15 protein-coding genes and 1 pseudogene are annotated in these 15,743 nt (G+C 64.5%); 4 read left to right on the top strand and 12 right to left on the bottom strand.

Annotated elements, in window-relative coordinates; all coding sequences use genetic code 11:
- Positions 1-5: 5 nt before the first annotated feature.
- The 6 genes from C441_RS15705 to C441_RS15680 form a co-directional block, all read right to left on the bottom strand.
- Positions 6-467 carry a PTS sugar transporter subunit IIA gene (locus tag C441_RS15705; RefSeq protein WP_004967190.1) on the bottom strand — a complete coding sequence of 154 codons (462 nt, stop codon included), beginning with the start codon at positions 465-467 and terminating at the stop codon, positions 6-8.
- A 139-nt stretch (positions 468-606) separates the two neighbouring features.
- Positions 607-2,049, bottom strand: coding sequence for a PTS galactitol transporter subunit IIC (locus C441_RS15700; protein WP_007275965.1), 1,443 nt, complete (start codon positions 2,047-2,049; stop codon positions 607-609).
- 172 nt (positions 2,050-2,221) lie between these two features.
- On the bottom strand, positions 2,222-2,518 hold the full coding sequence (locus tag C441_RS15695) for a PTS sugar transporter subunit IIB (RefSeq protein ID WP_007275964.1): 297 nt from the start codon (positions 2,516-2,518) through the stop codon (positions 2,222-2,224).
- Between the two features lie 116 nt (positions 2,519-2,634).
- Positions 2,635-3,312, bottom strand: coding sequence for a triose-phosphate isomerase (locus C441_RS15690; RefSeq protein ID WP_004967186.1), 678 nt, complete (start codon positions 3,310-3,312; stop codon positions 2,635-2,637).
- Between the two features lie 28 nt (positions 3,313-3,340).
- The gene (locus C441_RS15685; RefSeq protein ID WP_007275963.1) at positions 3,341-4,117 is read right to left on the bottom strand and encodes a class I fructose-bisphosphate aldolase; all 777 of its coding nucleotides are present in this window, start codon (positions 4,115-4,117) and stop codon (positions 3,341-3,343) included.
- 2 nt (positions 4,118-4,119) lie between these two features.
- The gene (locus tag C441_RS15680) at positions 4,120-4,545 is read right to left on the bottom strand and encodes a secondary thiamine-phosphate synthase enzyme YjbQ (protein ID WP_007275962.1); all 426 of its coding nucleotides are present in this window, start codon (positions 4,543-4,545) and stop codon (positions 4,120-4,122) included.
- Between the two features lie 212 nt (positions 4,546-4,757).
- Between C441_RS15680 and C441_RS15675 the strand changes: the two genes are divergently transcribed.
- Complete coding sequence (locus tag C441_RS15675) at positions 4,758-5,519, top strand: IclR family transcriptional regulator (protein ID WP_007275961.1); 762 nt, start codon at positions 4,758-4,760, stop codon at positions 5,517-5,519.
- 346 nt (positions 5,520-5,865) lie between these two features.
- The gene (locus C441_RS15670; protein ID WP_007275960.1) at positions 5,866-7,326 is read left to right on the top strand and encodes an FGGY family carbohydrate kinase; all 1,461 of its coding nucleotides are present in this window, start codon (positions 5,866-5,868) and stop codon (positions 7,324-7,326) included.
- Positions 7,327-7,783: 457 nt separating this feature from the next.
- Here C441_RS15670 and C441_RS15665 read toward each other — a convergent pair whose 3' ends face one another.
- The 6 genes from C441_RS15665 to C441_RS15640 all read right to left on the bottom strand — a co-directional run bounded on the left by C441_RS15665 (position 7,784) and on the right by C441_RS15640 (position 13,961).
- A complete protein-coding gene (locus C441_RS15665; protein ID WP_007275959.1) occupies positions 7,784-7,996 on the bottom strand; it encodes a hypothetical protein in 213 nt (70 codons plus the stop codon).
- The gene (locus tag C441_RS15660; RefSeq protein WP_004967168.1) at positions 7,993-9,099 is read right to left on the bottom strand and encodes an ABC transporter ATP-binding protein; all 1,107 of its coding nucleotides are present in this window, start codon (positions 9,097-9,099) and stop codon (positions 7,993-7,995) included. The genes C441_RS15665 and C441_RS15660 overlap by 4 nt, the downstream gene beginning before the upstream one ends.
- Positions 9,096-10,172, bottom strand: a complete 1,077-nt coding sequence (locus C441_RS15655) for an ABC transporter ATP-binding protein (RefSeq protein WP_007275958.1) — start codon at positions 10,170-10,172, stop codon at positions 9,096-9,098. Before C441_RS15655 ends, C441_RS15660 begins: the two co-directional genes overlap by 4 nt.
- Complete coding sequence (locus C441_RS15650) at positions 10,169-11,173, bottom strand: ABC transporter permease (RefSeq protein WP_007275957.1); 1,005 nt, start codon at positions 11,171-11,173, stop codon at positions 10,169-10,171. The genes C441_RS15655 and C441_RS15650 overlap by 4 nt, the downstream gene beginning before the upstream one ends.
- Position 11,174: 1 nt before the next feature.
- Positions 11,175-12,134: an ABC transporter permease gene (locus C441_RS15645; protein WP_007275956.1), complete on the bottom strand. Its 960-nt coding sequence runs from the start codon at positions 12,132-12,134 to the stop codon at positions 11,175-11,177.
- 75 nt (positions 12,135-12,209) lie between these two features.
- Positions 12,210-13,961, bottom strand: coding sequence for an ABC transporter substrate-binding protein (locus C441_RS15640; protein ID WP_007275955.1), 1,752 nt, complete (start codon positions 13,959-13,961; stop codon positions 12,210-12,212).
- 185 nt (positions 13,962-14,146) lie between these two features.
- Here C441_RS15640 and C441_RS15635 point away from each other — a divergent pair, with 185 nt between their 5' ends.
- Together C441_RS15635 and C441_RS15630 are read left to right on the top strand one after the other, a co-directional pair.
- On the top strand, positions 14,147-15,409 hold the full coding sequence (locus C441_RS15635; protein WP_007275954.1) for an amidohydrolase: 1,263 nt from the start codon (positions 14,147-14,149) through the stop codon (positions 15,407-15,409).
- A gap of 129 nt (positions 15,410-15,538) precedes the next feature.
- Positions 15,539-15,743, top strand: a pseudogene (locus C441_RS15630) (Zn-dependent hydrolase); the annotation flags it as partial.

Below are 15,743 nucleotides of genomic sequence, written 5' to 3'. Positions count from 1 at the left end.
CCTTCTCAGCCGTCGAAATCGACACAGCGCTCGACGACGAGGTCGAGCAGGCCGTCGGCGTCGCGGCGCTTCGTCAGCTCGGCGAACTCCTCGGCCTGGAAGAGTTTCGCGAGGTTCGAGAGGAACGAGGAGTAGCCGTCGGTGTCTGTCACGAGAAGCAACACGACGACTTCGGCCTCGACGCGCTCGTCGGGGTTGTCCATGCTCCGGAAGGCTATCGACTCGCCCGCGGGCGGCAGTCCGAGGAGCACGGCCTGTTCGGAGACGTGGTCGGGGTCGGCGTGGGGGATGGCGATGCCGAACCCCATCGTCGGGATGTCGAGTCCCGTCGGGTAGTCGGCTTCGCGTTCCAGAAGGGCGTCCGCGTAGGTCTTGTCGGCCCAGCCTTGGTCGTAGGCGTACGCGCCGAGTTCCGTGAGGACCGCTTCGTCCGTCTCGCCAGTCAGTTCGAGGCTTTCGGTTCGCATCGATGAGTCGTACGCGGGTCTCCGAGAAAAGTGTTGGTACCGGTTCGCCGGCGGTGCCGGGAAACGCGGCGACTCGTCGCGGTCGAGTCGCGGGCACCGACGGGTGACTGTAACTGTAACTGTAACTGTAACTGCGCGGTCAGTCGTCGGAGCGACCCTCTGCGCTCGTCGCGTCGACGGTCGAACCGAGTTTGTTGGGCAGGAGCCCGCCGCCCTTGCCGGTGTGACGACGTTCGACGGTCTCCCGCGCTTTCTCTTCGGACGCGCCGGCGACCATGTACATCCGCTGGGGCCACATCCGGAGTGCGACCCAGATACCGAGGACGATGACGAGTCCGACCGCGAGGGCGACCGGCGCCGGGATGAGTGTCAGGATGCCCGTCGCGGGCGACCCCGCGTCAGCGACGGGCGACGTGATGAGCCCGCGGCCACCGAGGTCGAAGCCCGCGCTCCCCGCCGCCTGCGTCAGGAGGGGAGCCACCGCGGAGGCGATGTAGTGAAGCGGAACGAGCAGGATGGTTCCCGTGACGACCATCTTCACGATGTTGCCGTTCATGATGGGAACCATCAGCGCGAAGAAGAACGGGAACGTCGCCAGGTCGATTCCCCACAGGACGTCGTTGCCGGGGAGGATGATCGACATCACGATGGCGATGGGAACGATGAGCAGGCTGGACGCGATGACCGACTCGTGGCCGATGAGGATAGCCGAGTCGAGGCCGATCGCCATGTCGCGGTCTTCGAACCGCGAGGTCATGTAGTTCCGAATCGACTCCGAAAGCGGCGTCAGCCCCTCCATGAGGATACCGACCATCATCGGGAGGATGTGCATCACCGCGGCGAACGAGATGCCGGCGGTGAGGATGGCGTACCAGCTCTCGGCGACGAAGAGCGCGTTACTGTAGGCGGCGATACCGATGACGAGCCCGATGGCGAGGCCGACAAAGATTGGTTCACCGAGGATGCCGAACCGGTCTTGAATCGCGTCGGGGTCGGCTTCGATGTTCCCGAGCGGCGTCTTATCCACCGCCCAGTGAATCGGAATCGCGGCGACGGCGTAGGGTGCCGAGGTCCCGTGCGGAATGGAGATACCGGGCGTGTCGAACGTCTCTTCGACGGCCGGTTGCGTCCAGTCCGCGGCCACGAGGACGAACAGCCCCAGCGTCAGCCCGACCGCCACCGAGTACAGCCAGTTGTTCGTGCTCATGTAGACCAGCCCGCCGATGAAGGCGAAGTGCCAGTAGTTCCAGATGTCCACGTTGAGCGTGTAGGTAAAGCCGATAGCGAAGAGGACGAGGTTCATCACCACGAACAGCGGAATCATCCAGACGCCGAGTTCCGCGATACCGAAGGCGATGGCGGCGGCGGCGGGCCAGCCGACGTCGACCGCCGGAAGCGTGATGCCGGTCACCTCGACCATCTGTTGGGCCAGCGGGCTGATGTTCTCGCTGAACAGCCCGATGACGAGATTGATGCCGATGAAGCCGATGCCGATGAGGATGGACGAGCGCGCCGCCTTCAACACGTCCACCCGGAACGCGAGCGCGATGAGGAAGATGATTATCGGAAGGAGGACGCTCACGCCCAGCGATTGGATTACGCTGTTGATCGAATTCAACAGGGAACTCACACCACTCTGTAAGAGTACTTCTGGTACTGCCATGCTATTAACTCACAACCCTGTCTCAGGATGAGAGTGAGCCCACATAAACATTGCTATCGTTCGTGAAAAATCCGCGTCGCAGACGCGTCAATCAGTCTTCGAGCGCCGCGGCGATGTCGTCGAGGACTTCGTCTTGACCGATGCCGGTCATGAACGCCGTCGTGTGGATGACCGGGATGTCGAACTTGTCCTGGTTGAGTTGCGTCGTGGTGACGATGAGGTCGAAGTTCCCCGACGAGACCTTGCCGGGGGCTTCCGTCGCCTTCGCCTTGGCGATGGTCCCGATGTCGAGGCCCCGCGCTGGGAGCTTCTCTTTCAGCGCTTCCTTGACGACCGTCGACGTCGCGACCGATGTGCCACACACTACGAGGATGTTTTTCGCTGTCATTGTCGTGTATTGCACATCATCGATGACCATTAAAAAAGATTGCGCCGGTCTGACGCGCCGCAGTCACCGCGCGGCGCGAGACGGGGCGGTCCGCCGTCGGCGACCGTCTGACCGTCTCAGGGGAAACTCGCGGCGATGTCGCGGAGGAGCGGCTCCGGGTCCGACGCGAGCGACACGGCCGATGCGGCACCGGTCGCGTGGCCTCCCTGTTCGAACGCGAGGCGGACGTCTTCGGCGGTCGAGATGCCGCCGCCGACGAGGACGCGAGTGCGCGGGTTCTCCGCTTCGACCATCGACATGAAGTCGCGCACGCGGTCGGGGTGGGTCTGCGTGATCGCGCGGTCCGACGAGATGTCTTCGGGCATCTCGTATATCATCGAGTCGGGGTCGAACTCCGCGACTGCGCGACCCATCTCGATGCTGTCGACGCAGACGACCGAGTCGAGGTCGAGGTCGCGACAGCGCTCGATTTTCCACACGAGGTCGGACAGCGTGTCGCGGTTCTCCGCGTGGTTGATGACGACGCCGTCGGCCCCCGCGTCCGCGACGGTCTCGGGGAGGATTTTCCCCATCCCGCGACCGGGCTCGACGGCGTCCATCGCGGGCGCGGTGACGGCGAGGTCGGTGCGTTCGGTTATCAGCCGGATGTCCGGCAGTTGCGGCGTCAACACGAAGCGCGCGTCGGTCTCCGCCTCTATCGTTTCGAGCATCCGCGCGAACGCGAGCGCGTCCTCGCCGCTCGTGTCCGGATACACCTTGAAGTTGACCTGAAAGTGGGGGTACGGGAGATTCATGGGTGGGTTTGGGGGCTCCCTCGGGGAGTCACAACAGCGTCTCCGCCTCCTCGATAGTCGCGCCCTCGTGGACGATGGCCGAGAGCGCGTCGATGATGGCCGCGGGGTCGTCCCGTTGCCAGACGTTCCGGCCGAACATCACGCCCTGCGAACCGGCCTCGACGGCACCGTGGACCATCTCCAGTACCTCTCGGTCCGTCTCGACGGTGGGGCCGCCGGCGATGTACGTCGGCACCGGCGCGTTGTCCACGATGCGCTCGAAGCCCGTGGGTGGGTACGGCGTCTTCAGGATGTCCGCGCCGAGTTCGAAGCCCAGGCGGTTGGCGTTGACGAGGTAGTCGGTGTCGAACTCGTCGTCGGCGCGCTGGCCCCAGAGGGTCGGCTCGACGATGAGCGGAATCCCCGCGTCGTCGCAGTCCTCGGCCGCGGCCGCGACGAACTCGGCGTTCTCCTTCAGCACGTCGGGGTCCTCCCGGCCGAAGACGAGCGCGACCTTCGCGGCGTCGGCCACCTCGGCGCAGTCCTCGACGCTGAACACCTGTGAGTGGATTTCCGCGTTCTCGATGTCGCCCGGCATCGTCGAGTCGTACAGGAGGTCGAGCGTGCCGATGGTGTGGACGTCGGCGGCGTCGATTCGGTCCTCGAAGCGCTTCAGGAACGGCACGCTCGCCAGGATACCGTCGGGGCCGGCGTCCAACACCGTGTCGAGGAGCGCCGCGGGGTCCTCGAACCCTTCGAGGGAACCCCAATGGAGGCCGTGGTCGATAGCGACAGTCACCGATCGTCCGAGTCGTTGGTCCGTCATGGCTATTGTAGAATCGTCGTGGTAATCGTTCGTTCGCGCGGGCCGCACAGTTCGAAGAACATGACCTCCTCCCAGGTCCCGAGGTCGAGGTCCCCGTCGCGGAGGACGAGCAGGACCGGTCGCTTGATCATCGCGGAGATGAGGTGCGCGTGAGCGTTCGGTTGCTCGCCCGCGGTGATGTGGTCGAGGTCGTGGTAGTAGCCCTCGTCCGGGGGGGCTATCTCCTTGAACTTGTCAATCATGTCGTCGAGGAGCTTCTCTTCGTACTCGTTGGTCGAGAGCGCCGCGGACGTGTGCGGCGTCGACACGTACACGAGTCCATCGGTCACGCCGAGGTCCTCGATGGTCGCTTCCACCTCGGGGGTGACGCTCAGAATCTCGAACCTGCTGTGGCTCTCGATGGAGAAGCTCTCTGTCTGTATCTCCATACACCGTAGCTCAGAGAGTGAGCGTAAATAGTTTTTGCCGAGGCTCCACCGAACACCGCACAGCGACCGTTAGGCGGCAGATATCTCGGGTTCCCCCTTCTACAGCCACCGCTCGACCGGTGTCGACGACTCGCTCCGCTGTCTCGCTGAATCGAACAGCTGTTCTACTCGATGGAACAAACTATTTAGGGTTGCCTCGACGACACGCTGTTATGACAGAAAACGCGCCCAACCGGGTCGAAACGAGTCGGAAGACGATTCGGGTGCTCGACGCGCTTCGAGAACACGGGTCGAGCAGTGTGACGTTCCTCGCACGGGAACTCGGGATGAACAAGAGCACGGTTCACAACCACCTCAGCACGCTCGAAGCCGAGAAGTTCGTCGTCCGCGACGGGACCGATTACGAACTGAGTCTCCGCCTGCTCGGATTCGGGGGATACGTACAGCACCGCCACCCGCTGTATCAGGTGGCGAAGCGCGAGGTCCACCGGTTGGCGTCCCAGACCGGCGAACTCGCGAACCTGATGGTCGAGGAGTACGGACAGGGCGTCTACCTCGCCTCCGAACAGGGTGAGCGGGCGGTCGATTTAGACATCTACCCCGGCCTCAGACGGCCGCTCCACGCCATCGGACTCGGAAAGGCGATACTGGCGCACCTCCCGTCCGAGCGCGTCGACGACATCATCGAGGAACACGGCCTTCCCGCGGAGACCGACCAGACCATCACCGACAGAGCGGAACTCGACGCACAGTTGGCGACGGTCCGTGACCGGGGCTACGCCGTGGACAACGAGGAACTCATCAGAGGGCTCCGATGCGTTGGCGCACCCATCATCGCGAAAGACGGGACCGTCCTCGGTGCAATCAGCGTCTCGCAACCCGTCAGCCGCATGAATAACGAGCGGTTCACCGACGAGGTTCCCGACATCGTCCAGAGCGCCGCCAACGTCATCGAACTCCACACGAACCACTAACATTACGCACATAGATTTGTAATTCCCGTCTCGACTACTCTTGCAAGCCGCCGCTGGCCCTGACGGGTCTGTTCAGCTCGAGTGTACTTCTGTTCTCAGATACAGGATCCTGGTCTCTCAGGCTACAATTAGACTTTATCCGGGTATGTCCCCTATCTCCACGGTTATCTAACTGTATTCTCTCACTTCGGGGATGCTTGTCAACCGAATGTGCGCTCTCCCAGAGCATATGCTAACTCTTCTCAAATGAACCCCGCTGTTGTCAGTCGGCCGGACTGCGCCCTCACGCGCTCGCTGGGGTACCATCCTCGGAAGGATTTAATGGCGTCCTGTGTGACGGCGTGGTATGGAGAGCCCGCAACTGGTCGGCGTTCATCTCGGTACCGCGAGCGTGCATGTCGACGTGTACAGCACCGACGGTGAACGACTCGCCGGCGGTGAGGCACCCGTCGCCGAGCAGACGACGCTCGCGTGGGAGCGAGCGCTCCACGAAGCGGCACCAGCACTCCCGCAGACCGGTATCGGCTCGGTCGCGAGTACGTCGGGGACCGCCGTGCTCGTCGATAAGTACGGTGAGCCGGTGTTCTCCCCGCAGATGTACTTCGATTCCGCGCCCGAACAGGCGTCGAAGCTCCGCGACCTCGGTCTGTCTGACCTCTCGATTAACCAGAATATCGCGTTTTCTCCGACCAGCCCCCTTCCGAAGATTCTGAAGCTTCGCGAGGAGCACCCCGAAAAGTTCCAGCGGGTGGAGTGGATTCTCAGCCCGACGACGTGGCTGTTGTACCGGCTCCGGTTCGACGCGTCGACGCCGTGGCGCGATATCGAGACCGACTGGACGAACGCGCTGAAGTTCGGTGCCGACGTGACGACGCCCCTGCCCACGTGGTTCGAGTCGCTGTTCGAGACGCTCGACCTGCCTCGGTCGCTCTTTCCGGCGATTCGACCACCCGGCTCGTTCATCGGCGTCGCCGACGGCCAGTTGGCCGAGCGGACCGGCTTCGACGGCATCAAACTCTTTCAGGGGCTCACTGACGGCAATGCCTCGGTGCTGGCGAACGGCGGCGTCAAACCCGGGGACTTCAGCATCACCTTCGGCGCCTCGAGCGTCGTCAAGTACGTCTCGGAGTCCGTCTCGCCGCACCCGGCGCTGTACTACCACCGTCACCCTATCGACGGCTACCTGCCCGGCGCGTCGTTCGACACCGGCAACCTCCTTCGGTGGTTCTTCGACCGCGTCCTCAACTGCACGCCGGAGCGCGGGCTCGAACTCGCCCGGCAAGTCCCGAGTGGCCACGGCTACGAGGTGTTCCTCAAGGGCAACCGAAGCCCGTTTTTCGACGCCGACGTCGCGGGGTCGCTCCTCGGCCTCAACTACGACAACTCCCTGTCGACCGAGGAGGTCCACGGCCGACTGGCGCGCGGGCTCATTACCGGCATCATCCTGACCGAGTGGACGTACATCTCGCTGGTCGAAGAGCACTTCGACACCGATATCGACCGCGTGCTCGTCATCAACGACGGGACGCCGACGCTCGACGGCAACTACGACTGGTGGAACACGCTCCGCGCGTCGATATGGGACCGCCCGGTCGTCGAGATGGAGCCGCGAACGACCGCTGGTGCCATCATGGCCCCCGCACTTATCACGTCGATTTACAGCGACGTCGAGACGGCGGCGGAAAACCTCCTCCGAGAGCGTGACGTTATCGATCCGGACCCGTCGGTGGGCGCGGACTTCGATACGCAAAAAGAGGCGTACTTCGACCGATGGCGGGACATCGCGGCGTTCTATCAACGGGACTGACGCCGAGGGCGGTCGTTCGCTGGCCCGGTGGCCTCGTCTCTGTCACCTCGGCTCGTACTCGACTCACAACGGTACTTCGGGTTCCAAGTAGCGGGCGACTCCGACCACAGAGTATGACGATACCGCACTCGAACGACACACCTACCAGAATCAATTATATATCAGAACTTATATCTCTTTCAATCCGGAGAAATATTAGACAATTCTCGGATATAGGTTATCAGTGCATCTATTGCGGATATACCGCCGAAAAGATGTGTTTCCTCCTTTAACCGCGATGTCTAACAGACATTGAGTCGAATTGCTGAAATATGGCTACATAGCTCTTGTAGTATCCACAATCAGATGTCTATGAATACCCATCCGATACTAACGATTTGGTTAGATAATTGCGTATATGTCAGTATTCTTATTAATAGTGTTGCGGGCAGGGCACGAGCGGCGCGCCCGTCGACTGCTACCCGCCGCGGTCGAACTCGTCGTCTATCACCGCCAGCGCCCCGCCGGAGTTGAAAAGCAGGCGGCTCACGACCACCCACGTCGGCACCGCGAGGACGACCAGCGCGACGGTGCTCGCCACGGGCGACAGCGGCGGCAACAGCCCGCGGTAGAACCACACGATGGCGAACGTCAGGACGATGCGGAGCATCGGCTTGACGGCGATGCTCATCTGTCGTCGTCACCCCGGCCGTCGGTGACGAGCGTCGGTTCGGCGTCGAAGTTCTCGATGCTGAACCGCTCGTCGACGTCCTGTGCGGCGCTCGGAACGCCTGCGCCTGTTTCGAACTCGTCGACGTGGATGCAGGCGGCCTTGTGGCCGCCGGTCGCGCCCGCCACGTCGTCGAGCGTCGGGTCGACCGACGTGCACTCTTCTGTCGCTTCGGGACACCGCGGGTTGAACGAACAGCCCGACGGCGGGTCGAGCGGCGAGGGAACTTCGCCTTCGAGCACCTGGCGTTGCCGCGCCAGCTCCGGCACCGGCTGGGGAATCGCGCCCAACAGCGCCCGCGTGTAGGGGTGCTGAGGGTTCGAAAACAGCTCGTCGGCGTCGGCGAGTTCGACGATTTCGCCGAGGTACATCACGGCGACGCGGTCGCAGACGTGGCGAATCACGCTGAGGTCGTGAGCGATGAACAGAAGCGTCAGGTCGAACTCCTCCTGCAAATCGTCGAGCAGGTTGAGAATCTGCGCCTGAATCGACACGTCGAGCGCGGAGACGGGCTCGTCGGCGACGATGAAGTCCGGGTCGACAGCGAGCGCGCGGGCGATGCCGACGCGCTGGCGCTGGCCGCCGGAGAACTCGTGGGGGTAGCGGTTGGAGTACTGCGGAGGCAGGCCGACCGTCTCCATGAGTTCGTCCACGCGGGCGTCGCGTTCGCCCTTGTAGAGGCCGTGAATCTCCATCGGCTGTTTGATGATTTGGCCGACGGTCTTCCGGCGGTTGAGACTCGACGCGGGGTCCTGGAAGACGATTTGGATGCGCTTGCGCATCTCCGTCATCTCCCGGTCCGACAGCGCCGTCAGGTCGGTCCCGTCGTAACTGACCGTCCCTTTCGTGGGCTCGTCCAGCCGGAGGACCGACCGCGCGGTCGTCGACTTGCCGGAGCCGGACTCGCCGACGAGGCCGAGCGTCTCGCCGCGCTCGATGTCGAAGGAGACGCCGTTGACGGCTTTCACCGTCTCGTCGGCTCCGAGCAGGCGGTCGATGAAGCCGTCGTTCTGGGTGAAGTACTTGTGGAGCCCCGAGACGGACAACAGCGGGTCGTCGCTCATCGCGGCTCACCTCCGTCGGTCGCGGGGGCCGTGGGACCGCCGCCGTCCGCCTCCGCGCGCTTCGTCTCGATGGCCGACGGCGAGAGGTCGTAGCCGCGGGCGTGGAGACACGCCGCCTCCCGACCGGGTTCGACCTCCCGGAGTTCGGGGTCGTACGACTCGCACTCGGCGGTCGCGTGGGGACACCGCGGGTGGAACGAACAGCCCGACGGCAGGTCGGTGAGGTTCGGCACGTCGCCCTCGACGGGCGTCAGCCGGTCGGTGTCGTCGGTGAGTCGCGGAATCGACCGCATGAGGCCGCGGGTGTAGGGGTGCCGCGGATTCTCGAAGAGGGCGTCCACGCCGGCGCGCTCGACGACGCGGCCGCCGTAGGCGACGGCGACGCGGTCGCAGGTCCCGGCGACGACGCCGAGGTCGTGCGTGATGAGGATGATGCTCATCCCGTACTTCTCCTGGAGTTTGTCGAGGACGTTGAATATCTGCGTCTCGATGGTCACGTCGAGCGCCGTCGTCGGCTCGTCGGCGATGAGCACGTCCGGCTCGCAGGAGATGGCCATCGCCAGCAACGCGCGCTGACGCATCCCGCCGGAGAACTGGTGGGGGTAGTTGTCCACGCGCGAGGTCGGTTCGGGGATGCCCACGTCGGCCATGAGTTCGATGGTCCGCTCGCGGGCCGCCGCGTCCGACACGTCCTGGTGGGTCTTGATGACCCGGCTGATCTGGTTGCCGACGGTGAAGACGGGGTTGAGGCTCGTCATCGGGTCCTGGAACATCATCGCGATGTCGTTGCCCCGAATCGTCCGCATCTCGGCCTCGCTTTTTTCGAGCAGGTCGTCGCCGCGGTAGCGGACGCTCCCTCGCTCGATGCGACCGGGGCTGTCGACGAGTTGGAGCATCGACAGCGCGGTCACGGACTTGCCGGAGCCCGATTCGCCGACGATACCGAGCGTCTCGCCCTCGTAGAGGTCGAACGACGAGCCGTCGACGGCCTTGACGGTTCCCTCGTCGGTGTAGAACCGCGTGACGAGGTCGCGGATTTCGAGCACGGGCTGTTCGTCCGGTTCGGCGCTCATCGCTCGCCTCCGTCGTTGCGGGGGTCGAGCGCGTCGCGCAGGCCGTCACCGAGCAGGTTGAACCCGAGGATGGTGACGACGATGACGAGCCCGGGGAACACCGAGTACCACCACTCGCCGCTGTAGAGGTAGCCGCGGGCGTTCGACAGCATCAGCCCGAGGCTCGCGTTCGGCGGCTGGATGCCGAGTCCGAGGAACGACAGCGCGGCGCTGGCGAGGACGGCCGTCCCCATGTAGAGCGTCCCCTGGACCACGACGGTCGGCAGGGTGTTGACGGCGATGTCCTTCACGAGGATGTGTCGGTCGCTCGCGCCGAGGGACTTCGCGGCGTCGATGTAGTCCTCTTCCATCTCCTTGAGGACTGAGCCGCGCATGACGCGCGCGAAACTCGGGATGTAGACGACGCCGATGACGGCGATGACTTTCACGATGTTCGGGAGGGTGAACGAGCCGTACTCCGTGCTTCCCACCCCGAGGACGCCGAGCACCGCGATGGCGAGGATGAGACTCGGGAAGGAAAACAGGATGTCCATGAAGCGCATGATGATCTCGTCGACCCACGTGTTGCGGTAGTAGCCGGCGATTGCGCCGGCGGTCACGCCGAGCGCCATCGCGAAGCCGACGACGCCGAGCGAGACGGTCATCAGCGTCCGCAACCCGTAGATGATGCGCGAGAGGATGTCCCGGCCGTGGTGGTCGGTGCCGAGGTAGGCCGTCGTCGTGCCGACGACCTCGCCGGCGTCGTTCTCGACGAGCATCTCGGTGCCCATCGGCATCGGGTTGTGTTCGCCGTCCGGTGCCTCGAACTGCGTCGTCGGGTCGTGGGGGGCGAGAAACGGCGCGAACAGCGCGGTCAGGAGCATCGTGAGGATGATCGCGCTCCCCACGAGCGAGAGGGTGTTCCGGCGGAACTCCTTCCAGAACATCTCGAACTGACTGTGGTGCGTGCTGGGGGCTTGCGCGGCCGGCACCGCCTCGTCCGTCTGGTCTGTCGTTGCCATGTTAGTTTCCATCGTGTCTGATGCGGGGGTCGAGGTAGGCGTACAGCACGTCCACCGCGAGGTTCGCGAAGACGAACACGCTCGCGATGAACAGGATGAGCGCCTGGATGATGCGGTAGTCGCGACGGTCGATGGCCAGTATCAGGAGCTTCCCGATACCGGGGAGGTTGAACACCGTCTCGGTCAGAATCGCGCCGTTCATGAGTTGGCCGAGTCCGACGCCGATGACCGTCACGACGGGGATGAGCGCGTTCTTCGAGGCGTCCTTGAGGACGATTTCGCGCGCGCCGATGCCCATCGCGCGGGCGGTCTTGACGTAGTCCTGACTGAGCGTGTCCAGCATCTCCGAGCGCATCATCCGGGCGATGAGCGCGGAGTAGGCCGTCCCGAGCGTGATGACCGGGAGGAACAACTGCTGGAGGTTCGCCACCGGGTCGACCCACGGCGGCGTCCAGCCGCCGGTCGCCCACGGGAACGAAAACTGCACCGCGAAGATCATGATGAGGATGATGCCCAGCCAGAAGTCGGGAATCGAGATGCCCGACAGCGCGGCGATGCGCGCGGCGTGGTCAGCGGGCTTGTCCTTGCGGACGGCGCTGATGATGCCCGCCGGGATGGCGATGAGCACGGCCGTAATCATGCTGAGAATCGACAGCTCGACCGTCAGCGGGATGCGCTCGACGATGATGTCGGTCACGGGCGTCCCCTGTTGGACCGTCCACGACACGCCGAAGTCGCCCTGCAGTGCGTCCAGCACCCACATACCGTACTGGACGTACAGCGGGCGGTTGAGCCCCATCTCCAGGCGAATCTGTCTGACGAGCTCTTCGTTGCTGAGCGGGCCGAGCATCACCCGGACCGGCCCGCCCGGCGCGAGGTGAACGAGTGCGAAGACGACGACGCTCACCCCGAGGAGGACGGGAATGCTCAACAGCAGGCGCTTGAGGACGAACCGGGACATGCTCACGGCTGAGTCACCTCCTCGGTCGCCGCCGGCGGTCGACGAGTCCGACGCGAACGCGTGTGCATCGGCTCCTCACTCACCCTTCGAGACGAAGCGGTAGTTGTCCTGGAACGTGCCCACCTCGTAGTCGTTGATGGCGTTGCGCCACGCTTCGAGCTTGTTCACGTAGGCGATGTCGATCTGAATGCCGTGTTCGACGAGGTACTCCTCCAGTTCCCAGACGATTTCCTTCTGTTCTTGTTCGTCCGTCGACGCCTGCGCCTCGCGGAGCTTCGAGACGTACCACTCGTGGCCGTTCGAGAAGTCGCCCTCGGCGTCTTCGGGCGCGGCGGGGCCGCTCGGCGCGTAGATGTCTTCGAGGTCGTCCGACGGGTGGTGCCAGTTGTTGTGGTTGTGGTTGTTGTCGGCGTAGCCGGCGTCGAGCCACGACGTGGCGACCGGAATCGACTGCGCCCAGTCTTCCATCGCGGCGTGCCACGTGTCCGTGCTGTACACCTGGTTGAGGAGCGTGGACTTGTCGACGGCGGTGACGGTGGCTTCGATGCCGATTTTCGACAGCTGGTTCTGGATGACGACGGCCTCGTCTTTGAACCACGACCCCTTCGTGGCGATGATGTCCATCTCGAAGCCGTCGGGGTTGCCCGCGAGTTCGAGTTCCTTTTTCGCCTTCTCGGGGTCGTACATCTGCATCTCCTTGAGCTTCGGCGAGGTCCAGTCGCTGTCTGGGTACCACGGTCCCTTCTGGACCGCGCCCTGTCCGTAGAACACCTCGTCGAGAATCTCCTCGCGGTCGATGCCGAACAGGACCGCGCGGCGGTTGTGCCGGTTGCTCATCGGGTTGCCCTCGGACTCCATCAGGTTCACGTACAGCACCTGCGTGAAGTTGCCGGGGACGGACTCGGTCGTGATGTCCGGCTGACTGCTGAGGCCGTCGAAGTCCTTCGGGGGGACCTTGTCGGTCAGGTCGAGTTGGCCCGAACGGAGGTTCGCGAGGCGCGTGGAGTCCTCGCCGATGAAGTCGAATCTGAACTCGTCGACGGCGGGCGCGCCCTCCTTCCAGTAGTCCTCGTTCTTCTCGAGGAGGACGTGACTGCCGCTTTTCCACTCGACGAATTTGAACGCGCCGGTGCCCGCGCCGGAGGGGTCCTGCGTGAGGTCGGTCGCGAGGCCGCTCGGTCCTTTGCCCTCCGAGGTGTCGCCGCGGGAGCCCTCGGGGACGATGCCCTCCAGTCCGCGCGTGAGCCACCAGTTGAGCGTCCCGAACGGCTGGGAGAGGTTGAGCCGGAGCGTCCGGTCGCCGACGATTTCGGTGTCCTCGACGAACGGGAGGCGGCTCTTGACCGGCGAGTTGTTGTCGGGGTTGAGAATCCAGTCGACGGAGTACTTGAAGTCCTCGACGGTCACCTCGTCGCCGTTGTGGAACGTGACGCCCTCGCGGAGCGTGTACTCGAACGCGGTCCCGCCGTCGACGGGGTCGGGAACCTCGGTCACGAGGCCGGGCTGGAGTTCGGAGTCGGGGGTCAGCTCGATGACCTCGTCGTAGATGAGGCCGCCGATGGTGCTGGTCGCGGTGTCCGTCCAGAGCGCGGGGTCGAAGTTCCACGGCTCCGCGGCGAGCGCGACGTTGACGCGGACGGTCTCTCCCGAGTTACCCGACGAACTGCTGTCGGTGCTTCCACCGCTCGTTTCGGTCCCGTCGGAGCCGCCGGAGCCACCGGAGTCACCGCCGGTACAGCCCGCGAAGCCAGCCGCGCCGACCGCACTCGCGGCCGCGATAAATTGCCGTCTGTCCATGTTTATCTCGGTAATGTTGTCGTCTGCCATTGTTTTGTTGAGCTACGTACACACCCTTGTAGCGGTACGCGTGATACCTTAGCTCATGAAACACCGTTATTTATAACTTTGCCAAACTCTCACAAACTTGGCACTAATCTACACTATAGACCGGTCGGGTTCGTTGTGCTACCGCTTCCCAAACAGTTTAAGCGGGTGGTTGCAATATCGGCTTCATGGCGTACGCCAGCACGCTCTCCCTGCGAGAGTTACGACAGGACCTTCACGCCCATCCGGAGTCCGGATGGAAGGAGTTCCGCACGACCGCACTCATCGCCGCCGCGCTCGACGACCGCGAGTTCACGCTCCACCTCGGTTCCGACGCCGTCGCCGAAGACGAGCGACTGGGCGTCCCCGACGACGACGCGGTCGCGGCCGCAATCGAACGCGCACGCGAGGAGGGCGCACCCGATGCCTACCTCGACCGGATGGACGGCGTCACGGGTCTCGTCGCCGAGAAGCGCTTCGGCGACGGGCCGACCGTCGGCGTCCGCGTCGACATGGACGCCCTCGAACGCACCGAGTCGAGCGACGAGGAACACCGCCCCGCGAAACTGGGCTTCGCGAGCACGCACCCCAACGAAATGCACGCGTGCGGCCACGACGGCCACACCGCTATCGGCCTCGGTATCGCCCGCGACATCGACGACGACGGCGGGTTCGACGGCACGCTCCGGCTGTTCTTCCAGCCCGCCGAGGAGGGCGGCCGCGGCGGCAAGCCGATGAGCGAGACCGACCTGCTCTCCGACATCGACTACTTCCTCGCGCTCCACCTCGGCCTCGGCAACCCCACGGGAACCGTCATCGGCGCCTACGAGAACCCGCTTTCGAACGCGAAACTCGACGTGACCTTCGAGGGCGCGCCCAGCCACGCGGGCAACGCGCCCAACGAGGGGCGCAACGCGCTCCACGCGGCGACCGCCGCGGTCCAGAACCTCTACGGGATTCCGCGCCACGCCGACGGCGCGACCCGCATCAACGTCGGGAAGTTCGAGTCGCCCAACCCGCAGAACATCATCGCGGAAGAGGCGAGCCTCCGCGTCGAGGTCCGCGGCGGGACCGCCGACCTCAACGAGTACATGCTCGACAAGGCCCGGCGCGTGCTCGACCACGCCGCGGGCATGCACGACGTGTCGGTCGAGACGGGCCTGTACGGGAAGACGGCGACGTTCACGGCCGACGACGAGATGATAGAGGCCGTCCTCGCGTCGGCGGCCGACCTCGACGACGTGACCGAGACGGTCCCGCGACTCGACATCGGCGGGAGCGAAGACGCCTCCTATCTCATCCGGCGGGTTCAGGAACACGGCGGGAAGGCGACCTACGTCGGCATCGGCGCGAGCAACGAGTTCGGCCACCACACCTCGCGGTTCGACATCGACGAGGACGCTCTCGACATCGGCGTCGACGTGGTGTGTCAGACGATTCGAACGCTCTAACGCGGCGGTTCGACCCGGCTGTTCGACCCCGACCAGCCGCGCGTCTCGCCCGTCGTCGCCGCCGTCGACCCGTAGAATCTGCCACGAACACACACAATTATTGCACATCGTTTGCGAGTTGAGCCGCATATGCAGGCCTCCCAGCAACGACTCCGCGAGGACATCGAAGCGAACGCCCGCTTCGGCGACATCGACGCGCCGGCGGGACGCGGCCGCACCGTCCTGACCGGGAGCGACGCCGACCGCCGCGCCCGTCAATATTTCGTCGAGCGACTGCGCGACGCCGGCCTCTCGGTCCGCGTCGACGCCGTGGGCAACGTCGCCGGCCGGTGGG

The organism is Haloferax sulfurifontis ATCC BAA-897 (assembly GCF_000337835.1).
Lineage (GTDB): Archaea > Halobacteriota > Halobacteria > Halobacteriales > Haloferacaceae > Haloferax > Haloferax denitrificans.
This window is presented reverse-complemented; position numbering and strand designations above follow the sequence as displayed.